Origin of the sequence: Beggiatoa alba B18LD (genome assembly GCF_000245015.1) — a bacterium.
Lineage (GTDB): Bacteria > Pseudomonadota > Gammaproteobacteria > Beggiatoales > Beggiatoaceae > Beggiatoa > Beggiatoa alba.
The window spans coordinates 1990668-2013222 of sequence record NZ_JH600070.1 but is presented as its reverse complement, the minus strand read 5'-3'; the positions used below and the strand labels follow the sequence as shown (position 1 = coordinate 2013222).

The following is a 22555-nucleotide window of genomic DNA, read 5'->3' as shown; positions in this document are numbered from 1 at the left end:
TTATGCGTTAAAATTAGATGACGCATATAAAAATTACATCTTTTATATAAATATCAATTTTATTCTGTTTAAGCATATATGTAACCGCGACGATCTACCCTCGACCTATTTTGACGAATAAATTCGCACCGACAGGTATAACTCTCTATAATCGCCCGTTGCTTTTTCCAAATCTCGACTATTTCACCACTATCCACCCATGCGCTTAAGTAAAATCAAACTAGCAGGCTTTAAATCTTTTGTTGATTCAACCACTATTCCTTTTCCCAGTAATCGCGTTTGTGTTGTAGGCCCTAATGGCTGTGGCAAATCGAATGTTATCGACGCGGTACGTTGGGTCATGGGTGAAAGCTCTGCAAAAAATCTGCGTGGCGGTGCAATGACCGATGTTATTTTTAACGGCTCTGGCGGACGAAAACCCGTTGACCAAGCCAGCGTTGAGCTTTGGTTTGAAGCCGTTACTATTCCGCCCTATCATGAAACGGGCGAATTAGCGATTAAACGACTCTTAACCCGTGATGGCGACTCGCAATATTTCATTAACGGCGAACGTTGTCGGCGCAAAGACATTACCGATTTATTTCTGGGTACAGGGCTAGGCCCTCGTAGCTATGCCATTGTCGAACAAGGGATGATTTCCCGCTTTATTGAAGCAAAACCCGATGAATTACGGGTATTCTTAGAAGAAGCGGCGGGCATTTCTAAGTACAAAGAACGACGCAAAGAAACGGAACAACGCATGGCACAAACCCGTGATAATTTAGACCGCTTAAACGATTTGCGTGAAGAATTATCCAAACAATTAGAAAAACTCAAACGCCAAGCCCGTGAAGCAGAACGCTTTCAAGAACTCAAACACTCAGAAACCTTATTAAAAGCCCAACTTGATGCCATTCGCTGGCACGAACTCAATTTAGCCGTGCAGGACATGCAACAGCAAATTGATGAAAAAGCCATTGTTTTGCAAGAGGACTTACTCACATTACAATCCTTGCAAGAAACACATCAAAGCCAACGCGCCGCCCGCACGGATGCACAAACTCATTTAGAAACCGTACAAACACAGTTTTATACAGTTGATAGCGAAATTAAACGCTTAGAACAAACCATTGAGCACGGCAAAGAACGCTTCGAGCAACTACAGTGGGATTTAGAACAACTTGAAGACTCTATCCAAGAAACGCAAAGCCAATGGCAAACTGATAAAGAACAAGCTGAAACCCTGAATGCTGATATTGCAGAAACGGAAAACTATTTAGCCGAACTACAAGAAGCTGAACAACAGGCAGAAATCACCCTACAAGAGGCAGAAGCCGACGCGCATACATGGCAAATGACGTGGGAAGAATTCACCCAACGCGCCAATGAACCCACGCAACGCGCTCAAATTGAACGCACGCGCTTACATAGCCTAGAACAACGGGTTGAACAAAATCGCCAACGCCTACAACGCTTTGAAAATGAACAACAGCATATCGATGTCCATTCTTTAGAAACCGCCTTACAAGCCTTAGAAAGCGAAATGGCAGATGTACAAGCCGATTGGCAAGAAGCGGAGGCGTTGCTATCTGCGCATCAAGAAACCGTGTTACAACTGCGCGATGAAACCCAACAATTGTCTGCCGAATTACACGAAAAAAGTGCACAAGTTCACCAACTCAGCGGACGATTAGCCTCTTTAGAAGCCTTGCAAGAAGCGGCATTAGGTAAAAATAATGCAGATTTAGAGGCATGGCTACACGTGCAAGGACTTGATAACGCCACACATCTGGCGCAAAAACTCACTGTTGCGACAGGTTGGGAACAAGCCGTCGAAATGGTTTTAGATAACTATCTCAATGCATTATGTGTAAACGAACTCAGCGATTATGCCAACGCCTTACAAAAGCCCCCACAAGGGCAATTTATGCTAGTGAGTGCCAATAACCACGCATCAACCGCATCCGCTACCACGATACACCCGACATGGATTCGCTTACGTGACAAAGTCACCACAGATTTACCCATAGAGAGCTTTCTACATTCAATTTGGGTCGCTGACGATTTAAACACGGCGTTATCCATGCGTACCCAACTCACCGCCACAGAATCTATCATTACCCCGCAAGGTATTTGGCTGGGCGCGAACTGGCTACATTGTCGTCAAGGTAAAGATGAAAAAACGGGCATGATTGGGCGCGAACAAGAAATTAATCGTATCGCCAAACAGTTAGAAACTTTAGACCAAGCCGTTTTACACCTGAACCAAACCGTTGAACAAAAACGTATCCAGTTAAGAGAAATAGAAGGACAGCGCGACCAAGTGCAACAGCGTGTAAATCAAGTCCGCCAACATTTCTCAGCGTTACAATCGCAACAAGGGGGTAAACAAGCCCGTGTAGAAGCCGTTCGTGCACAATTAAATCGCATTCAATCTGAAAAAGCTGAACTTATCCAACAAATTAACCAAGATGAAAGCGACATCGTCGAAACGCGCACCAGTTTACATGCAGCCCTTGCAGAAATGGAGCAATTAGCCGATGAGCGTGAGGATTTAAACGCTAAAAAGAGTCGGGCGCAGGAAATCACCTTGCAATCTCGTCAAGCATGGCAAACAGCCCGCGAGGCACGTCATCAAGTAGAAATGACATTAGGCACACATCGCACTAATTTTTCTCGGCTACAACAAGCCATTGAACGTTTAGAAGACCGCTTAAGCCAGCTTCACGAGCAACGCAACGATTTACAAAAAAACCTAGAAAAACAAGTCGACCCAACAGAAACTTTGCATCAAGACTTATCTGTCTATCAAGAAAAACGTAGCGAAATAGAAGAAACATTGCGCCAAGCTAAACAAACCGTTGAACATTTAGAACAAGCGATGACGCACTATGAAGAGCAACGGCGTATTTTAGAAAATCGTAGCGGTGAATTACGTGCGGTCTTAGAACAACTACGCATAGATAGCCAAGCGAAAGCTGTCCGTAAACAAACCTTAGATGAACGCTTTGCACAAAGTGAATTTAGTCCCATTGCCTTAGTGGGTGAACTACCTGAATACGCTGATGAAGCCAGTTGGGTTGCACAAATTGATGCAGTAGAACGCAAACTAGAACGGATTGGCGCGGTGAATATGGCTGCTCTTGCAGAATATGAGCAAGAATCCCAACGCAAGCAATATATGGATGAACAATGGACAGACTTAACTGATGCGTTAGAACAACTTGAAAATGCCATTCGTACCATAGACCGCGAAACCCGTTCACGGTTTAAACAAACCGTTGACAGCGTTAATGCGACTTTACAAGTTACCTTTCCTAAACTCTTTGGCGGTGGCGAGGCTCGCTTAGAACTGACGAGCGATGATTTACTCAAAGCAGGCGTTGCCATCATGGCACGTCCACCAGGTAAACGTAATAGCACCATTCATTTACTCTCAGGTGGTGAAAAAGCCCTGACAGCACTTTCAATGGTATTTGCTATTTTTGAATTAAATCCTGCTCCTTTCTGCATGTTAGACGAAGTCGACGCGCCATTAGATGATACAAACGTTGGTCGTTATTCCGAATTAATTAAAGCCATGTCGGAACGTGTCCAAATTATTTTTATTTCTCACAATAAAATTGCAATGGAAGTGGCGAATCAGTTGATGGGAGTGACAATGCAAGAAGCAGGGGTATCGCGTTTGGTCTCTGTTGATATTAATGAGGCGGTCGGTATGGTTGCGTAATAAATCCAAGCTCGGCGAGTTTTATAAAATAAAACAGAGACCTGCTAGGTTTTGAAAACCTAGCAGGTCTTTTTTTGTCTGAATCAGAATTCACAGAATTTTCAGAATTAACAGAATTTAAAACCCTTAAACCAAAAAGTTAAGGTAAATCATGATTTTTATAGTAAACGTATCATAAAGTGATTTAAATTTAGGACTGCCAGTCCTTCGCATCGTTTTATAGTGCGTTTACTATAATTCTGAAAATTCTGTGAATTCTGATTCAGACAAGCTCTTGTCTTTTTAAAAGAATCTCGCCAAATTCAGGTTATTTATAAGCTACGCCTAAATTTTTATAAAAAATCTGTATCTCCTGCCATTAACCACCAATGATTTTCAATCGTTTCTGGTGCAAGTCCCTGACACCAAGTGCTATGTGGGATTTGAATATCTAAGACTTTTTGTTGTGCATCTATCAGCGGAAACATTGTGGCAAAATTTTCTGTAATCCACGTATTGACCTGCGTTAATCCGCGTCGTCCTGCAACACGGCGCACTTGTAGGATGGTTGCGTGTAACTGTTGCAGTGAGCCGATAAAATCCATCAAGCGACAAATGCCGTTTTCAATAAAAATCACGGCTAATCCTAATGGTTTGCCCGTTAGCCGATGTGTGACTAACAATAATTCATAAGTATTATGTGGATGTTGCAAATAACGGTAGTGTAAATATTGCCAATCACGCACGCCTAACAAAGCTGTTTGTAAACTATTTGCCATGTTTTGCCACAATTGATTAACAATCGGTTCTGCTGTTTCTGGGTTTACATGTTGAACACGGCTTAATAAACGGGGGCGCGTTTGCAGGCTTTGCCATGATAATTCCACCATACGCCCAACGGCTGCATATAAATTTAAATGTTGTGCTAACCGTAGATGTCGTTCACTGGGGAAACCATAGCCTAATAAAGCGGTCGCACCATACCCGACAAAATATTCAGGAAAACTGGCAGCAGTTAGATAAAACGCGCCTTTTTTCGTCAATACGCCGCGTTCTGTAGATAACACCATCACATCAGAAATTTGTACCGCAGTTTTTATCGTGCCGAAATAGAGAATACGGCGCAAAATACCGCCATAATGAGCCACCATTTCATCCCCAGCCCATGCCCCTGTTCCAATACCGCGCCCCTCACCATATTTCCACTGCCATAACGCTTCGCTCATCACTTTGGGTTTAAACACTTGTGCAAATAAATGACAAATATCTTTATGGTCTTGTGCAGTCACAAGGCGTGTTAGCCAACGGGGGCGTGTCGTTTTTTGAAAATGTAGCGTGATGACGGTGTAGTGTGCGGGGTTGTAAATATTGGGTAATTTATCTGCATAGGACTCATCTTGTGCCTGTAATTTAAAGCCACAGCGTTGAATTTGTCCGATTAAATAGGGCAAGGTGGGCAGGCTTTCGCGTTGTTCAGTTGCTTGGCGTTGTGTGCAAACAATGCCTTTGAGATAAACATCGGCGTGTTCCGTTAAGGCAGGATATAGTTGATTAAACGTGTTTAAAGGGTCAGATAATAAGGCAAGGTCTATACAATAAACTCGACTAATACGTTCTGTCAGTGGACTAAAATCTTGTTGTTGTAAACAGCAATAGCCGTCGGTAGTCAGTTTAGCAAGGCTGTCTGCATCCAGAGAACCAATTATCAATAAAGTGCTGGGGGCAGGCGGTAACGTATTAACAATGAACGTATGCAGTGACATAAATTTTTCTTTTTATCATCCAATCGCGGTATCAATAAGTAGCAACCGATTGAGAGACAGCAATAAAACAAAAAATAAAAGGTCTGAACTCTTTAAATAATTTTTCATAGAATTCAGACCAATATACAAGTTATTAACTCAGCAACTGATTAAGTTTTCATTGCTTTTTAAAGTTCTTAATTTTTACCTTGTCGTTGACAAAAACAACATTAATTTTAATGCCTTCTACTTCCCATTCAGCCTCTGTTCCAGATAAACCAAAACCACCAACATTAATGCCACTGCTATCTTTACGGGTTGGTTCTCCTAAAATTTTAACAACTTCACTATAGGGCATGTCATCAGCAATTTTGTCATAGTTAGCTTGGTTAATCGGAGACCCCCCACAAGCGGTTAAACCGAACATAAATACCAGTGTAAGAAAGAAATGACGTATCATGTTAAAATCCTTCAAAGTCAGTTATCTAGTTAAAAAGTGATATTATTGTAGATGATTTGCGCGGTTTAAAGCAAAAACAGGCTGGCAAGCCCTAGAAAAATAAAAAATCCCATACTATCTGTTAATGCAGTAAGAATAACACTACTGCCCATCACGGGGTCACGTCCTAACTTGCTAAGACCTAAGGGAATAAAAACCCCTGCAAGTGCCGCGATGAGTAGATTTAATACCATTGCCGCCATCATCACCATTGCTAGTTTTATCTCTTGATAGAGTAAAAAGGCAAATAATCCGACAACACTACCCCACAATAATCCATTCATTAAGCTGATAGTAATTTCTTTGAAAAACAGGTGTAGGAAATTACTGGCATTAACCTTTTTCAGCGCAAGCCCACGGATAACCAACGCAACCGTTTGATTACCTGTATTACCGCCAATACTCGCTACAATGGGCATTAATGTCGCTAATGCAACTAATTGTTGAATTGTATCTTCAAATAAGCCAATGATGCGTGAAGCAATAAATGCGGTCATTAAATTCAGGGCTAACCACGCCCAACGGTTGCGCCCACTTTTCCAAATTGGCGCGAATAAGTCTTCTTCTTCTTCTAAACCTGCTTGATTTAGCCGTTCTCGTTGTAATGTTTCATCAATAAAATCAACCACAACATCAACGCCTAAACAGCCAACAAGTTGATGATGTGAATTCATAACAGGTGCGGAGATTAAATCATAACGTTCAAACGCTTGTGCAATTTCATGCGCAGAATCATCGGTGTAGAACGCTGTAAAATTTTCGCGCATCACATGACTGACTAATGCTTCAGGTGGATGAATAAGCAATTCTGTGAGCGGTAATACGCCTTTAATTGTGCTATTTCTATCAACGACAAAGAGTTGATCTGTCTGGTGTGGAATTTTGCCTAAGCGTCGTAAATAGCGTAATACTGTATCAAGGCTGACATCTTCCCGCACGGTAATCATGTCAAAATCCATTAATGCCCCTGCAGTCCCTTCGGGGAATTGCATTACTGATTGCACTTGGGCGCGGTTTTGACTGTCTAATTGTGTGAGAATTTCAAAAACGGTATCTTTAGGCAATGCAGGCATTAAATCGGCGATTTCATCAGAATCTAAATGCTCAGTGACATGGATAATTTGGTGACGTTCCATACTAGCGATAAGACTATCGCGCACAACTTCTGAAACTTCTAACAAAATCGCGCCATATTTTTCTAATGGAATTAATTCCCAGACTTTTATACGGTCATCTAAGGGCAAACTTTCTAAGATGAAAGCAAGGTCAGCAGGGTGTAATTGAGCGAGTTTATGCTTTAGCTCAACAAGATGTTGTTTTGCAACTAAAGATTGCACTAATTCATGACGTGGCGTGTCTTGTTTACGAACTAACTCATTGACTAACTTCTGTTTTTCCAGTAAATGGTAGATATGTTGCAAAGTTTCTTGCAAGTTGCGCTGATGGCGAAGCTCGTTATTCTGAGTAGGCATAAACAATAAATCCTAATAAATTAAGGAAATGTACGCACCATATGTGCTAGCGAGTAGGATTGTCCGTGAAATAAAATTAAGCTACCATGTTCAAACTAAAAAACTTCATTAAGTCTGTGCCATCTTACTCAATTTTTTCGTGACAGATTTTGTGCCTTTTTAAGAATAATTAAAATGACAGTCTATATCGTGACGGCGTAGAAGTCATAAAAGGCTTAATGATTAATAGATTGAAATAAAAAGTTTTTTAACTCAACCCTGAAGGAGTCCCTATGAAAATTAATCTCATCAGTTGTGCCGTTGTATTGCTTTTCTCTTCTAATGTGATGGCGGCAAAACCCATTACGGAGGAAGAGGTATTGGCTGCACAAGCACAGTGGGCAGAGGCAATTGTCACAATTGGCAAAGCTTATGTTGCAAAAGAGGATTACAAAGCAGTCGCTAAAAACATCGTAGATACTTTATATGGTTATGATCAAGGTGATGTTCTCTTTAAGCCAACAAAAGCGGCTGATCAACAATTTCGTTTAACCAAGGAAGAAGCGTTATCTTATTTTGTGACGGGAAGTATTGCAGAAGACCATGGCTTTGCATTGCAACCATGGACAAAAGTGCGTTTCGATACAAAAAATATTGTGATTGACTCAGATTCAGCATTAGCAATGGGAAATTACTATTTTACCGATGCTAAAACGGGCAATGAAGCGAAGGTCGAATTTACTTTTGGGTATAAGCGTGACGAAAAAGATAATTTAATTATAAATTTACATCATTCTTCCATGCCTTACCATCCCATTTCACACTGAATTACGGCTGACTCTAGGGTGCGTTAGTATCAGAAGTATCAGATAACCTGAGTTCGGCGATTTTTATAAAACAAAATAGAGACCTGCTAGGTTTTAAAAGCCTAGCAGGTCTTTTTTTGTCTGAATCAGAATTCACAGAATTTTCAGAATTAGCAGAATTAAAAAGCGTTATTCACCTTAAATTTTTGGTTTTAGGGTTTTAAATTCTGAAAATTCTGATTCAGACAAGCTGTTGTCTTTTTTTAAAAGAAACTTGCCGAACTCAGGTTATCAGATAACTAACGCACGCTTTCCATCATTTCTATTTTTTTAAAACTTTTTGAATAGATTGTAAAATGCGTTTATGTGTGACAACTTCGTAATAATTTTCTTTAATTAACGGATATTGTTGCGAATTTTCTTGCCATTGTTGTATCCAGCCCTGACGAATAATTAAATCAGCGGCTTGTCCCTTCGCCGTTTTATAGTAGCCTGCATAAAAAGCCGTTTTATAGTTATCGTTTGGTAATTGAATATTAAACTGTTGTAAAGCAATTTCGTTTTGTAACTTCCTAAATGCCCCCTTATCCAGTTCTATCCCATTCAAATTATAACGAAAGGTGGTCATGCCTTTTTCACCTTTGAATTTATCCGTTTCTGCTTGCTTAAACACTAATACGCGGTTTAATAAATCCTGTCCGCGAAAACGTTGGCGCAATTTCCACGAGCAGGAGGAAAGGCGGTCAGCATCGCCAATCGCGGGGGAAATCATAATGCGTTGCTCGCCATCATAGAGAAAATCGGGCGCGTCATCAGTGTAACAAATCCCAATCCCTAATTCTAAAATGGGCAGGTCGTATTGTCGGCAAAATTGGTTTTGTGCCTCAACCACGGTGAGCATACTACGGGCTAATCCACAAGCACGGGCAACAGAAAACCATGTATCAGGACGGTTTTGATAGTCAAATAGGCTAAGAATGACGGCATCCCCTTCAATAAAGACTTTTTCCGCGCCATATTCTGCTAGTAATTCACGGATTGGATTGAAAAAAGTTCGACTAAAATGTGTCGCAGGGTTTAAGCCACGTTTGCGCAATTCGCTGGTAATGGTGGTAGAACCGCGTAAATCGGCTTTTAAAATCACATGTCCTTTAATACGGTCATCTTCTTCGGTCTGCTCTGAGGGTTCAAAAAAGTTATGCAGCATCCCATTGGTTTTAGATAACTGTAAATCATTGGGATTCGTTAATAAATTAATTTGTTCCATCGCTTGATGGAGTAAATAACGGTATTTTAAATCGCGTCTGTATGTGCAGAAATCATTGATAAAGCGATATAGGATTGCAACGGGTGGGCTTTTGCTCTGTTTACGAATATTTTTCTGGGTGTCAACTAATGCATTAATTGTTAAAGGTTTATCGCCCATTCGCCGCAGTGGGCGTACTTTTTCGTTCACTTTGAGCTTGTACCAAATTTCATCTACCAAGGCATCGCCACAAATGGCTTGATAAAGTAAATAAGGTTTAATCAAGTGGGCATAATGTTCGTATAAACGTGGGGTTTCATAAGCGGCTAAAATATGTTGGGTAATATGTTGTTGATTTAGTGTATCTATGAGTAATTGCAACGCTTTTTCTTGTAGCCGTAAACAATGTTTTAAATAGTTTTTTTCGTTGGTTTCTAATTGACTATCGGTTAATTGTTGGCGTGTATGCTCACAATCAAAGAGTAGGCGCATATTGTCGGGCACATCGCGCCATGAAAAATCGAGTTTTAGCTCATTATCTTGATAATTTGGAATTTGTTGTATAACAGTTAAATTTTGTTCTGGAATATCATCTAATTGAAATAGTTTAACGATTCTATCAATTGTATTGTCTAAAATTTCACTCAGGCGATTAAAACCATAGACGCTATCACCGTCCTGAGAGAGTAAAACATAGTAATCCATCAGCATTTCTAAATCATGCACGTCAGGACTTTGCAATAAAGGATTTGTTAATACATCAGGCGAAATAGACCATGTAATGCCTAATAAAGATGTTTTTAATTGTTGACCAACACCTGTATCAGCTCTTTGAATTTGTTCAAAAATTTCAGAAGTTACTTTATGTAATAAACGATTATAATTTTTAGACATCCAAACCGTTCTATCATAAGTATCGGTTGCGTTGGCTTGTCCACTAGTACTGAGCAAGGTATTTTTCATTTCCTGCATGACTTGCTCGGCTTTATCAGCCACTGTTTTTAAAATAAATTTAATCGTGGCAACTTCAAATAGTTGTAATAAATCTAGCTGTTTATCCCGTTTACAACGATGGATAGTGATTTGTAAGATTTCTGCATATGCATCGTGTAACTGTGATAATTGACGGCGGACATTTTCGGAGGGTTTATCGGTAAAGCGGCGTTTTGTGCTGGTACGTTCAAGTAGTAAGCTATAAATGGCGTTTTGACATTGTTGAATAAACTGGGGGCTGAGTTGTACATCAATGTGAACGTTGTCTATACCTTTTTGCAGGCGAGCAAAATTAATGGGCGAAAGACGCAGCGGTTGTAAGCGTAGATGAATCGCTGACGCATTCGACGCAGTGAAGTATTTATTAAAAAAATGCGTGGAATTGAACATCCCTGAGGTGGTGGCAGGCGGTGGTAGATTCGTTCGTCCATTCTATAGCAAATTTAATACCATTTGGTAGGGGTATTTATCAAACAAAAAGTTAGCTTGCATCGCCCTAAGACACTTAATAGATAAGTCACAACAAACTGCTATTGTGCTATTTTTTTGGTAAACATCAAGGGGGAATAAAAATGAATGACTCGGCAACTTTTTTAAATAAATTAACGCAGAAAACCTTAGCGTTAGTCTTGGCAGGGGGACGTGGCTCTCGATTGCATCAGTTGACAGATTGGCGTGCAAAACCCGCCGTGCCCTTTGGGGGAAAATTTAGAATTATTGATTTTCCCTTATCTAATTGCATGAATTCTAAAATTCGTCGTATTGGTGTGATTACACAATATAAATCACATTCATTAATTCGGCATATTCAAAAAGGCTGGGGATTTTTGCGTGGTGAATTTGGCGAATTTGTAGAATTATTACCCGCACAACAGCGTTTACAAGAATCTTGGTATTCTGGCACTGCAAATGCCGTTTATCAAAATTTAGACATTATTCGTAATCATAAACCCGAATATGTCTTAATTTTGGCAGGTGATCATATTTATAAAATGGATTACAGCACGATGTTGGCGGAGCATGTCAAACGTAAGGCAGATTTAACGGTTGCCTGTTTAGAAGTGCCTTTATCTATGGCAAGTAGTTTCGGCATTATGGAAGTGAATAAAAAAGGTAACATCAAAACCTTTACTGAAAAACCTGAAAAGCCGATTGCTTTACCGAATAATCCTGAATGTGCCTTAGCCTCCATGGGGATTTATATTTTTAACACTGATTTTTTATATGACCAATTGGTGATAGATGCAACTTGCGAGCACTCAAGCCATGATTTTGGTAAGGATATCATTCCTAAATTGATTAAACATCATAAAGTAATTGCCTACCCTTTTAGAGATGTGCAAAACACGGGAAAGTCGGGCTATTGGCGAGATGTGGGTACTGTTGATGCTTATTGGGAAGCCAATATGGAGTTAATTGGAGTCACGCCACCGTTAAATCTTTATGACCGTGATTGGTCTATTTGGACTTATCAAGAACAATTGCCCCCTGCTAAGTTTGTCTTTAATGATGATGGTCGACGGGGGATGGCTGTTGATTCAATGGTCTCAGGGGGATGTATTATTTCTGGGGCAATGATTGAGAATTCGCTGTTATTTTCTAATGTGATTGTGAATGATTACTCGACATTAAAAGATTGTGTGATTTTACCTGATGTGCGTATTGGACAGCATTGTCGTTTAAATAAAGTCATCATCGATAAAGGATGTTATATCGAAGCGGGCACGGTCATCGGCGAAGATTTGGCAGAAGATGCAAAGCGTTTTTATGTCAGTGAAAAAGGGGTTGTGCTGGTAACGCCTGAAATGTTGACGCAGTATATTCATGAATCTCCGACAGATTACCCACGTATTCGTACTAAAGACAGCCTCGTCCCTCTTGCAGAGCCCCCCGTATTAACAAATCATCCTAGCCACCACACGGCAAAGAAGGGCAAAAAAAAGTCGCAAAAAAACCCGCAATTACTCTAGTTATCTCGTAAAATAATTTACCTTATGCTGGTTATAAACCATCATTTATTGGTTATATCAAACATAATACTTGCTTGTTTTTGATAATATATAAATTGCTTAACGGAGAAATAATTACTATGACAAACATCGCTACTCTTTTGGGAGCAGAAGCGGAATCATTATTAAACCATCAATGCAAAGGAGTTCCAAAAGAGATGTTGTCTTTACCAGGTCCTGATTTTATGGATCGTGTAATGAGCTTAACAGATAGAAAACCCAATGTTCTGCGCAATTTAGGCGCGATGTTTAATCATGGTCGTTTAGCAGGCTCTGGCTATTTATCCATTCTGCCTGTTGACCAAGGGATTGAACACTCTGGCGGTGCGTCTTTCGCACCCAACCCCATTTATTTTGACCCTGAAAATATCGTCAAATTAGCGATTGAAGGGGAATGTAATGCGGTTGCCTCCACATTAGGGGTATTAAGCTCTATTGCCCGTAAATACGTGCATAAAATCCCCTTTATCGTCAAAATCAACCACAATGAAATTCTGAGCTATCCCAACATTTACGATCAAACCTTGTTTGCTAAAGTCGAACAAGCCTTTGATATGGGCGCAGTTGCCATTGGTGCAACTATTTATTTTGGTTCTCACGAATCCCGCCGTCAAATTGAAGAAATCAGCGAAGCCTTTGCATTAGCGCATGATTTAGGCATGGCAACTGTCTTATGGGCCTATTTACGCAATCCTGCCTTTAAAGTGGGTGATACCGATTATCACACGGCTGCCGATTTAACAGGACAAGCCAACCATATCGCCGCAACCATTAACGCCGATATCGTCAAGCAAAAACAAGCCACTAATAACGGTGGTTATAATGCGATTAAATTCGGTAAAACTCACGCAAAAGTCTATAGCGAATTAACGACTGACCATCCTATCGATTTAACCCGTTACCAAGTAGCAAACTGCTTTATGGGACGTGCAGGATTAATTAATTCTGGCGGTGAAGCAGGTGGCAAAGATGACTTAAAAGACGCAGTACGGACAGCCGTGATTAACAAACGGGCGGGCGGTATGGGCTTAATTTCTGGTCGCAAAGCCTTCCAAAAACCCATGGATGACGGTGTTAAACTCTTACACGCGATTCAAGATGTCTATTTAGCGCGTGATGTCACGATTGCTTAAGTATCAAGGTGATGAGTTAATTTTACTATTAAAAAATTAGCTCGAAAAAAAGAGGGTGTTCAAAAAAATAGAACACCCTTTTTGTTAATCAGAAAAGACATTACTGGTGACACTCATCCAATCAATTTACTTCACTATACAAACGATTCATAAAACGTGAGTAAATTTCTCCCAGCGTTTCTTCATCAAACATTTCATTAAGTGTATGACGTAAAGCGTCTAATTCTCTTTGCTGAGTCGCACACATAGCTTCCAAACGATTTGCTTTATCTACTGCTAATGCTGTTTGTTGGCGCATTGCATTTGCATTGTTCAAAACGCTCGAATTATTGACATCATTTCCTGATTCTACACGACTTCTCACATCTAATGTTGCGTCTATCATGGTCATCACCTCATGTTAAATAATGGTTGAGTACATTAGTTGGTGTTAATAAATGCAAGAGCTATACCATTAAAACCTTGTAAAACATATGCTTTTTTAACGTCGTTTGCGCAGGTTAAAAGGATACTAACACCACACAGTACATTAACGCTTATGAATTAAGTATGGACAGACAAACAAATGATAAAGGGCAATTACCGCAATTAAAGGGCGTATTTTTCAGATAATTGGTAAAAAAACGAGTAACAACTCGTTTAATTTAAGATTTTTATACTAAAAAAACCAATTAATCCTATTAATAGCAAGAATAATGATAAGTCACTAGAAAAAATAGTTTTACGATAAATAGTTATAACAGGCATATTAAACCTATCATAATCTATTCAACTTTTTTTTCAAGTAAAAATAAAAGCAATGGTTGGCTAAAAAAATAAAAATATCACTATTTATTATTGATTAATAACAAATATTTTAAATTAAGGGTTAAGTCTTTATTCTCAACCCTAAAAACAATGTTGTTATTCAACACTGTTTAAATTAATAGTTTTATGAACTGCATCATTATGCAACTTTTTACGCTGGCGCAAGTTCACACAAGAAGCCTCCTCCAGCCCCGCAAGTTCACATTTTCCCATTTGATGCAACATGCCGTACAGCTTCTGCATTTGCTGATCTAAATGATGAATATCATCCAGCATATTATTGATTGCGTACTGCACAGAATCTATTTCTGACATATCCCCATCACAAGGCATTCCATACGCATCAAAAATCTTTTTCTCCATCTCCTGCCGATGGCGTTCTTTCCAATTTAATTCGACATTCACAACCTTAGCGGGAATGCCGATCATTGTCGCCCCTTCGGGTACATCCTTTACGACAACCGCATTAGAACCAATCCGCGCCCCATCAGCAACCGTAATAGGACCTAACACCTTAGCCCCCGCTCCAATTACAACATTATTGCCTAAAGTTGGATGACGTTTGCCTTTTTGCCAAGAAGTTCCGCCTAAAGTAACCCCATGATATAAAGTACAATCATCCCCAATGATTGTCGTTTCACCAATCACAACCCCCATGCCATGATCGATAAAAAAACGCCGTCCAATCACTGCACCGGGATGGATTTCTATCCCTGTTAACCAACGGGCAATTGTCGATAAGGTACGGGCAAGTAGTTTCCAATTGGCTCGCCACAAACGATGACTTAATCGATGCCATAACACGGCATGCAATCCAGGGTAATTGAGAATAACCTCCGCCGTACTACGAGCTGCAGGGTCACGTGCAAAAATGCAAGTAATCGTTTCGCGTAAATCATTTAACATAATATAATTCCCAATTATATTTATTATTTAATACTTTAATGCGCTAATCTTTTTTAATTCATAAAAAATAGGATTGTTTTTTAGCTCAATAATGACTCTTTACAGTGCTTCATTTAAGCATAGGCAGTAATAATAAAATACTTTAGTAAAAAAATAAGGAATTTTTTGAAATAAACAAGCAAGAAAAAATATGATAAATAACAGATAGTACTATCCCCAGTTTTGCGAGATTTATAAAATAAAACAAAGACCTGCTATGTTTTGAAAACTTAGCAGGTCTTTTTTTGTCTGAATCAGAATTCACAAGATTTTCAGAATTAGCAGAATTAAAAAGCGTGATTCGCATTAATTTCTTGATTTAAGGGTTTTAAATTCTGTTAATTCTGAAAGTCCTGATTCAGACAAATGTTTGTCTTTTTAAAAGAATCTCGCCGAATTCAGGTTAGTACTAAACAAGTAGGGTTTTAAATGAGTAACCCCTGTTTCAGACAAAAGAGTTAAGATTAACGAGAAAAACCTGACTTGTTGAGCACTACCAAATATTTATTTATTCCCAAGTAGTTTACCGTATTCACGATGGGCTAATTTATGTTTACCTGCAATTTTACAAAAACTTTCCCCTGGTCTTACTAATTTTTCTAAGCGTCGGGCAAAGATAATACCATCTGTTTGGCTAATCACAGGAATTCTTGCTTGTTCAGGACTGCTTGCAGTGATATTAACCACATCTGCAACCACTTCGCCCGCATGGACATATTCTCCCAGTGTTTTGTGATATGCCAAAACGCCAGCGATTGGGGCTTTTAATACGTCTGTTCCTTCTAACGGAGTTGGTTCACATAATGCGGTTGGCAACGGTTCAATATGCCCCGCAATTAAGCCACAACGTTGTAAATAGCGAAATAAATTTAAAGCATCTGAACGTGCTAAGGTTTCATCAACATCAGCCTGCCCCCGTAACTCTATCGTTGTTGCAAAACAGGCAAGCGGTAGCGGTATTGATGTGGGTAACTGTTCACGTAATTTCCACCAAATACCCGCATTCGCTTCGTCGAAGGGGTCTCCACCCGCATTGTCTTCTAATAAAATGGTTTTCGCGCCAAGTTGTGCACCGAGTTGTACGCCTTGCGCCTCATGATGTTTAGAGACATATAAATGTACGATAGCCTCGCCATCGCAATGTAAATCCAGCACGTAATCCGCGTCGATAGATAAACGTAGCAATGCTCTTTTCAGTCCTTCTGGTTCTGTCTCTAACGTTTTTGTTTGTAATAGCGTTTGTAAGCAGTCGCGTATCAGTTGCACATTTTGTGGGGCGGAATTGGTTAGTTGTGGCGTGATTTTTTCTAAAACCGCTGTGGTTAAATTGGGAAAATCTCGATTAAAGTTTTTACCTGTTTCAAAATCAAATCGTCCGACCAAATGCCCATTTAAATGTTGTCCAAGTCCGATTGGATTCGCAACAGGTACAATGACAATTTCTCCAATAATATCGTTATTTTCTTCTGCTTTATCTAATAAAGTTTGTAAGTGGTGTAAAACTAATAATCCTGGTAATTCGTCTGCGTGTAACCCTGCTTGTAAATAAGCCTTAGGGCGTGCACCGACTGCGCCATAACGATGCACTAATAAACTGCGTTGTGTTAATGGTGAGGGGGAAATTAAAGCAACGGTTGCGGAGGTTTTCATCATTTAAGATTCCTAATTAATAACATACTTAATAATAATCATTGTTTTCTTATATGTTCACAAAAATCCATTGCACTATTGTTTTATGCTAATTACTACCTATTTCTAAATTATCTGTATTTTTTCACTTTAACAATGAGGAGTCATTACAACGTGCATCATCTTAGTTTGCTTCAAGATTTAGCTATCATCATGATTATTGCAGGTCTAGTAACGATTTTATTTCATCGCTTTAAACAACCTGTTGTGTTGGGATATATCGCTGCAGGCTTAATTATTGGTCCTTATACCCCACCATTTATGCTAATTCAGGATGAACATACGATAAAAACCTTGGCGGAATTCGGGGTGATTATGCTGATGTTTAGTATTGGACAGCATTTTCAATTAAGTAAATTATTAAAAGTGGGTCCTACCGCATTTATTGCTGCGAGTTTAGAAATTATTGTGATGGTTTGGGTAGGCTATCAACTGGGGCAATGGTTTGGTTGGGGAACAATGGATAGTCTTTTTTTAGGCGCGATTCTGTCTATTTCTTCGACCACAATTATTATTAAAGCCTTACAAGATTTAAATTTGACTAAAGAACGTTTTGCAACGTTGATTTTTGGCATTTTAATCATTGAAGATATTTTAGCGATTGCCATGCTTGCGTTATTGTCTAGTATTGCGGTCACAGGGTCGTTACAACTTGGCGAATTATTGGGCATGGTCGGACGGCTTGTTGTCTTTCTCGCCCTTGTTATCATTATTGGCTTGCTAATTGTCCCTAAATCATTGCGTTATATTTCTCAATATCGTAACAATGAAATGCTGTTAATTGCTACATTAGGCATTTGTTTTGGCGTGTCTTTGCTCGCAGCATGGTTAGGCTATAGCGTCGCGCTGGGCGCATTTTTAGCGGGTGTTTTAGTCGCAGAAAGCCGTGAAAATGCCAAGATAGGTATTATCATTGAACCTGTCCGCGATATGTTTAGTGCGGTCTTTTTTGTCAGTATTGGGATGTTAATTGACCCTGCATTGCTCGTTAAATATGCCGTGCCGATTTTTATCATCACAATTGCTGTCGTGGTTGGTAAAATTATTACCTGCTCTATTGGGGCATTTCTCGCAGGCAATGATACTCGTACCTCATTACGGATTGGGATGGGTGTATCACAAATCGGGGAATTCTCATTTATTATTGCGCAATTAGGTTTAACACTGTCAGTGACTAGTGACTTTTTATATCCTATCGCGGTGATGGTGTCAGTTATTACGACCTTATTAACCCCTTACTTGATTAAAAACTCGGATGATGTGGTTGTTTTTTTAGAAAAACGGGTGTCCCCTTCTATCCTGTCATTTTTAAACATGTATCACCAATGGGCTAACCATTTATCACCGTCAAAGAATACGGCAGATAAAGCCATTATTCGTGAAGTCTTGTTTAAAATGGCGTTTCCTATCATTCTGAATATTCTAGTTATTGCCTCATTATTTATTGGCGCGAGCACCCTAAATAAATATCGTTGGTTAGTCCTTAGTGACAATGAAATGGTACAAAATACGATTTTATGGGCGATAGTGATGTTCTTAAGTCTGCCAATCGTGCTACATACCATTTTCAAATTTAAAGCCTTAGCAATGGCATTAGCAGAGTTAAGCACAGCACATTTAAATATTCATCAACAACAGCAATCACATATACAAGCCGTGTTTACCACGACGATATTTATCGCGGGGGTTGGTGCGTTAAGTGTATGGATGATTGTGTTGAGTTTAACCATTCTTCCGCCGTGGTGGGCAGTCTTGGTGGTGTTTTTATTATTAGCATGGTGGGTGCATATGATGTGGAAACGCTTTAATACGCTTTATTCACGGTTGCATTTAACCATTCGTGATAATTTAAGCCGTCAAATGAGCGAAGATAAGCAAGAGCCTGTTCCGCCAAAAACATTATTGCAAACAGCACAATTAGCGTGTGTTACCTTGCCTGCAAGCTCACCTGTCGTAAAACGCTTAATCCGTGAGGTTGCCTTACGCAGTAAAACGGGAGCAAGTATTGTCGGGATTGGACGCGGTGAGCAACATTTAATCAATCCTGAACCTGATGAAGAGCTACAAACAGGGGATACGGTGTTATTACTGGGAACAAGTGCACATTTAGAAACAGCACGGCAAATTTTGCTGGGTGAAAAAACCATAGAAATGGGCGCAGAGCTAAAACCTCTCTAACCTGAGCTTTGTGATTTTTGAAAAAAACAGTTGTTTAATGTGTAATTTCAAAACTTAGCAGGTCTTTTTTTGTCTGAATCAGGATTCACAGGATTTTATGAATCCTGATTCAGACAAACTGTTGTCTTTTTTAATAGAAACTCACAAAACTTAGAGTGTCGTTAAACCGCTTTTCCCCAATCTAGTTTTTCTCGTAAAGTTGCATAATGGTCGTGTCCTTGTGGATGAATCAAACGGATGGATTGACGTTTTTCTATCACGATTAAATCACCGGGGATAACTTGTTGACATAACACGCCATCGCAAGAGAGTTGGGCTTGTCCCGTTTGATTTTCTGCAATGGTGATGGCAATGCAACTGTCGCCGTCGATAACTAAAGGGCGATTGCTTAAGGTATGCGGGCAAATTGAGACTAATAACAACGCATTTAAGGATGGATGAACAATGGGCCCTCCGCCTGATAGTGCGTAAGCAGTTGAACCTGTTGGCGTGGAAACGACTAGACCATCAGAGCGTTGCCGACTCATGAAATGTCCATTAATGGTGGTTTCAAAGGTGAGCATGTGGGTCATATTCCAGCGATGAATAACCATATCATTGAGTGCATTAGAGTGTGATAAACATCGCCCTTCTCGATACACTTCAGCATAAATTAAAAAGCGGTCTTCTTCTAAAAATGCACCGCCTAATATCTCATCTAAGTAGTGCTCCATCTGTTCTGGGGATATATCGGTTAAAAACCCTAAACGTCCTAAATTGATGCCTAGAATAGAGACATCATGTTTTGCAAGTAGTCGCGCCGCTTGTAATAACGTGCCATCGCCACCGATAACGATGATTAAATCACAGCGTATGCCTAAGGCTTCTGTATTCGCGGCAACGCTAAAGTTACCACCAGACAATAAGCGTGCACTGGGTGCATCGATAACGACTTCTAACGCACGTGAATTGAGATAACTCACTAATCTTTCTAGTGTATCTTTTACCCGTATATCGCCCCGTTTGGCGATAAGTCCTATACTATTAAACATAAATATCCTGTTGTTCTAATGGCTTTAATTTTTATTAAACCGCTAATTTGATAGTTGTTTACTAACACTGATAGCCATGCAATCAGCATATGGCATTCACCTGACAGTTTTATTAAGTCACTATTATAAAAACAATTTATAACGGTTCTTCGTTCGGTTTTTCTGGGGTTTCTATTGCTTTAGCGTTTATGGGTAATGTTTCTGTTTGCATTTCGAGGGCGGCGGGCGTAAGGGTGATAAATGCTGTATTAAGGGGTGATGCCTGCGTTATGCCGATAGGGATGTCATTCTCATCCATCATCGGCGCAAGTACATTTTCAGGCTCTTCCTCTTCTTCAGCAAATAAGGTTTCGCCAAAGTCTTCCATCGTTTTTAGTTCGGCAAGTGTGGGTAAATCATCCAAACTTTTTAAGCCAAAATAGTCTAAAAATGCTTTTGTTGTGCCATATAATGCGGGTCTGCCTGCGGTATCACGATGCGCTAAAACTCGAATCCATTGATAATCTATTAAAGTGCGCATGATATGTGAGCTAACACTGACCCCGCGAATATTTTCAATTTCAGCGCGGGTAATCGGTTGACGATACGCAATTAAGGCAAGTGTTTCTAATAAAGCACGTGAATAGCGGGGCGGACGTTTTGCCCAGAGTTTTTTAATCCATGGGGTTAAGTTTGTTTTAACTTGAAAACGATAACCGCTAGCAACTTGGACTAATTCGATACCGCGTTGACTGCAATCTTCATGCAATTCAGCTAAAGCATGGCGAATACTTGCCCGCTCTGGTTGGGCTTCTTCAGGAAATAGGGCTAATAAATGGTCTATCGTTAACGATTGGTTTGCAGCCAGTAAAGCCGCTTCTAAAATTTGTTTTAACAGCGCAGTATCATCAGACATAGTGGTTTTATCATCTCTTAACCCATAAAAATTAAGTTACGATTTTACTCAATTTCAAACTAAAGTAGATAAAAACACCCGTCTGAAATGCAATAAGCCATTACATGCTATACTTTCCCCCCTTTCGGTTACTTTTCCCGCCTTATTGATACTATGTCATCAGCCCCTATTTTTTTAAAAAAACATGCCGACCGTCGCCTACGTGCAGGACATTTATGGATTTACAGCAATGAAATTGATACGGTTAAATCTCCGTTAAACAGTTTTACCGCAGGACAAGCAGTGTCTGTGCATACTGCTGATGGTAAAACGATTGGGACGGGTTACATTAATCCGCACTCGTTGATTTGTGTCCGCATTATTAGCCGTGACCCCCAAATTAGCCTGAATCGTTCTTTATTGGTACATCGTTTAAATATCGCTTTATCTTTGCGTGAACGGTTATTTAAAAAACCTTATTACCGCTTAGTTTTTGGTGAAGGGGATTATTTATCAGGCTTGATTGTCGACCGTTTTAATGATGTGCTGGTGGTACAAATCACAACCGCAGGGATGGAACAGGTTAAACAAGAAATTATCGAAGCCTTAGATAAGGTCTTACAACCCCGTGCCATTGTTTTGCGTAATGACACGAACTCCCGCAGTTTGGAAGGCTTAAATAATTATGTCGAGGTTGCGTTAGGCGAATTACCCGAAAAAGTCTTATTAGAAGAAAATGGCGTTAAATTCCATGTGCCTGTTTTAGAGGGGCAAAAAACTGGCTGGTTTTATGACCACCGTCAAAACCGTGCAGAACTAAGCCGTTATGTGCAAGGTTTGCGCGTGTTAGATGTCTTCAGCTATTGCGGCGCGTGGGGAATTCAAGCAGCAGTCGCTGGGGCAAGTGACGTGCTTTGTGTGGACAGTTCAGAAAGAGCTTTACAATGGCTAACGGCAAATGCTGAATTAAATCAGGTTTCTGAGCGAGTAAAAACGGCTCAAGGTGATGCTTTCGAAGTGTTACGCTTTTTACGTCAAAACGAAGAAAAATTCGACGTTATCATTTTAGACCCACCTGCCTTTATCAAACGTCGTAAAGACCAAAAAGCAGGTGAACAGGCTTACCATCGCATTAACCAAATGGCAACCCAATTATTGAGTCGGGAAGGTATTTTAGTATCTGCTTCATGTTCCCTACATCTTGCCCGTGAAACCTTAGTCGAGATTGTTCGTGCCACAGGAAGACATATAGATCGCCACGTGCAAATTTTAGGACAAGGACATCAAGCGGTTGACCATCCTATCCATCCTGCAATTCCTGAAACTGATTATTTAAAAGCTTTATTCTGCCGAATTTTACCCAGTGGCTAGACTTCAAAAGCTGTAAAACTAACTCAAGGGCTGGCAGTTTTTATAAAGACAGCTAGCCCTAAAAACCTTATAAAAATATAAACTTAATCTATC

15 protein-coding genes are annotated in these 22555 nt (G+C 39.9%); 6 read left to right on the top strand and 9 right to left on the bottom strand.

The genetic code is table 11. The annotated features are described in order from the left end of the window. The first annotated feature begins 199 nt into the window (after positions 1-199). Positions 200-3709: a chromosome segregation protein SMC gene (gene smc, locus BEGALDRAFT_RS08165; RefSeq protein WP_002685569.1), complete on the top strand. Its 3510-nt coding sequence runs from the start codon at positions 200-202 to the stop codon at positions 3707-3709. A 332-nt stretch (positions 3710-4041) separates the two neighbouring features. On the opposite strand, the gene BEGALDRAFT_RS18155 is transcribed toward smc, so the two are convergent. The 3 genes from BEGALDRAFT_RS18155 to mgtE form a co-directional block, all read right to left on the bottom strand. After that, complete coding sequence (locus tag BEGALDRAFT_RS18155; RefSeq protein WP_002685567.1) at positions 4042-5451, bottom strand: GNAT family protein; 1410 nt, start codon at positions 5449-5451, stop codon at positions 4042-4044. A gap of 157 nt (positions 5452-5608) precedes the next feature. Beyond that, on the bottom strand, positions 5609-5890 hold the full coding sequence (locus BEGALDRAFT_RS08155; RefSeq protein WP_002685564.1) for a hypothetical protein: 282 nt from the start codon (positions 5888-5890) through the stop codon (positions 5609-5611). Positions 5891-5955: 65 nt separating this feature from the next. Continuing rightward, positions 5956-7401 carry a magnesium transporter gene (gene mgtE, locus BEGALDRAFT_RS08150; RefSeq protein WP_002685562.1) on the bottom strand — a complete coding sequence of 482 codons (1446 nt, stop codon included), beginning with the start codon at positions 7399-7401 and terminating at the stop codon, positions 5956-5958. 272 nt (positions 7402-7673) lie between these two features. Between mgtE and BEGALDRAFT_RS08145 the strand changes: the two genes are divergently transcribed. Continuing rightward, on the top strand, positions 7674-8207 hold the full coding sequence (locus BEGALDRAFT_RS08145) for a hypothetical protein (protein WP_002685560.1): 534 nt from the start codon (positions 7674-7676) through the stop codon (positions 8205-8207). Between the two features lie 301 nt (positions 8208-8508). On the opposite strand, the gene BEGALDRAFT_RS08140 is transcribed toward BEGALDRAFT_RS08145, so the two are convergent. After that, positions 8509-10815 (bottom strand): hypothetical protein, encoded by a 2307-nt coding sequence (locus BEGALDRAFT_RS08140; RefSeq protein WP_002685557.1) that lies wholly within the window; start codon positions 10813-10815, stop codon positions 8509-8511. A gap of 182 nt (positions 10816-10997) precedes the next feature. Between BEGALDRAFT_RS08140 and glgC the strand changes: the two genes are divergently transcribed. Both glgC and BEGALDRAFT_RS08130 read left to right on the top strand, forming a co-directional pair. After that, positions 10998-12395, top strand: a complete 1398-nt coding sequence (gene glgC / locus BEGALDRAFT_RS08135) for a glucose-1-phosphate adenylyltransferase (RefSeq protein WP_002685556.1) — start codon at positions 10998-11000, stop codon at positions 12393-12395. A 119-nt stretch (positions 12396-12514) separates the two neighbouring features. Beyond that, positions 12515-13567 carry a class I fructose-bisphosphate aldolase gene (locus BEGALDRAFT_RS08130; RefSeq protein ID WP_002685555.1) on the top strand — a complete coding sequence of 351 codons (1053 nt, stop codon included), beginning with the start codon at positions 12515-12517 and terminating at the stop codon, positions 13565-13567. A gap of 121 nt (positions 13568-13688) precedes the next feature. Here BEGALDRAFT_RS08130 and BEGALDRAFT_RS08125 read toward each other — a convergent pair whose 3' ends face one another. The 3 genes from BEGALDRAFT_RS08125 to BEGALDRAFT_RS08115 form a co-directional block, all read right to left on the bottom strand. Continuing rightward, positions 13689-13952 carry a hypothetical protein gene (locus tag BEGALDRAFT_RS08125; protein WP_002685553.1) on the bottom strand — a complete coding sequence of 88 codons (264 nt, stop codon included), beginning with the start codon at positions 13950-13952 and terminating at the stop codon, positions 13689-13691. 518 nt (positions 13953-14470) lie between these two features. Beyond that, the gene (gene cysE / locus BEGALDRAFT_RS08120) at positions 14471-15280 is read right to left on the bottom strand and encodes a serine O-acetyltransferase (protein WP_002685552.1); all 810 of its coding nucleotides are present in this window, start codon (positions 15278-15280) and stop codon (positions 14471-14473) included. Positions 15281-15823: 543 nt separating this feature from the next. Further along, the gene (locus tag BEGALDRAFT_RS08115) at positions 15824-16972 is read right to left on the bottom strand and encodes a succinylglutamate desuccinylase/aspartoacylase family protein (RefSeq protein ID WP_002685550.1); all 1149 of its coding nucleotides are present in this window, start codon (positions 16970-16972) and stop codon (positions 15824-15826) included. Positions 16973-17122: 150 nt separating this feature from the next. On the opposite strand from BEGALDRAFT_RS08115, the gene BEGALDRAFT_RS08110 reads away from it, so the two are divergent. Continuing rightward, positions 17123-19186 carry a cation:proton antiporter gene (locus BEGALDRAFT_RS08110; protein WP_002685548.1) on the top strand — a complete coding sequence of 688 codons (2064 nt, stop codon included), beginning with the start codon at positions 17123-17125 and terminating at the stop codon, positions 19184-19186. Between the two features lie 161 nt (positions 19187-19347). On the opposite strand, the gene BEGALDRAFT_RS08105 is transcribed toward BEGALDRAFT_RS08110, so the two are convergent. Together BEGALDRAFT_RS08105 and scpB are read right to left on the bottom strand one after the other, a co-directional pair. After that, complete coding sequence (locus BEGALDRAFT_RS08105) at positions 19348-20217, bottom strand: NAD(+) kinase (RefSeq protein WP_002685545.1); 870 nt, start codon at positions 20215-20217, stop codon at positions 19348-19350. A 136-nt stretch (positions 20218-20353) separates the two neighbouring features. Next, positions 20354-21112 (bottom strand): SMC-Scp complex subunit ScpB, encoded by a 759-nt coding sequence (gene scpB / locus BEGALDRAFT_RS08100; protein WP_002685543.1) that lies wholly within the window; start codon positions 21110-21112, stop codon positions 20354-20356. 153 nt (positions 21113-21265) lie between these two features. On the opposite strand from scpB, the gene BEGALDRAFT_RS08095 reads away from it, so the two are divergent. Continuing rightward, a complete protein-coding gene (locus BEGALDRAFT_RS08095; protein ID WP_002685539.1) occupies positions 21266-22462 on the top strand; it encodes a class I SAM-dependent rRNA methyltransferase in 1197 nt (398 codons plus the stop codon). The last annotated feature ends 93 nt before the right edge of the window (positions 22463-22555 follow it).

What these genes read in the sequence shown, in the direction of transcription:
- scpB (WP_002685543.1), bottom strand. Translation starts at nt 21,112, where the DNA reads ATGTCTGATGATACTGCGCTGTTAAAACAAATTTTAGAAGCGGCTTTA.
- BEGALDRAFT_RS08105 (WP_002685545.1), bottom strand. Translation starts at nt 20,217, where the DNA reads ATGTTTAATAGTATAGGACTTATCGCCAAACGGGGCGATATACGGGTA.
- glgC (WP_002685556.1), top strand. Translation starts at nt 10,998, where the DNA reads ATGAATGACTCGGCAACTTTTTTAAATAAATTAACGCAGAAAACCTTA.
- BEGALDRAFT_RS08145 (WP_002685560.1), top strand. Translation starts at nt 7,674, where the DNA reads ATGAAAATTAATCTCATCAGTTGTGCCGTTGTATTGCTTTTCTCTTCT.
- BEGALDRAFT_RS08130 (WP_002685555.1), top strand. Translation starts at nt 12,515, where the DNA reads ATGACAAACATCGCTACTCTTTTGGGAGCAGAAGCGGAATCATTATTA.
- BEGALDRAFT_RS08115 (WP_002685550.1), bottom strand. Translation starts at nt 16,972, where the DNA reads ATGATGAAAACCTCCGCAACCGTTGCTTTAATTTCCCCCTCACCATTA.
- BEGALDRAFT_RS08155 (WP_002685564.1), bottom strand. Translation starts at nt 5,890, where the DNA reads ATGATACGTCATTTCTTTCTTACACTGGTATTTATGTTCGGTTTAACC.
- BEGALDRAFT_RS08125 (WP_002685553.1), bottom strand. Translation starts at nt 13,952, where the DNA reads ATGATAGACGCAACATTAGATGTGAGAAGTCGTGTAGAATCAGGAAAT.
- BEGALDRAFT_RS18155 (WP_002685567.1), bottom strand. Translation starts at nt 5,451, where the DNA reads ATGTCACTGCATACGTTCATTGTTAATACGTTACCGCCTGCCCCCAGC.
- cysE (WP_002685552.1), bottom strand. Translation starts at nt 15,280, where the DNA reads ATGTTAAATGATTTACGCGAAACGATTACTTGCATTTTTGCACGTGAC.
- smc (WP_002685569.1), top strand. Translation starts at nt 200, where the DNA reads ATGCGCTTAAGTAAAATCAAACTAGCAGGCTTTAAATCTTTTGTTGAT.
- mgtE (WP_002685562.1), bottom strand. Translation starts at nt 7,401, where the DNA reads ATGCCTACTCAGAATAACGAGCTTCGCCATCAGCGCAACTTGCAAGAA.
- BEGALDRAFT_RS08140 (WP_002685557.1), bottom strand. Translation starts at nt 10,815, where the DNA reads ATGTTCAATTCCACGCATTTTTTTAATAAATACTTCACTGCGTCGAAT.
- BEGALDRAFT_RS08095 (WP_002685539.1), top strand. Translation starts at nt 21,266, where the DNA reads ATGTCATCAGCCCCTATTTTTTTAAAAAAACATGCCGACCGTCGCCTA.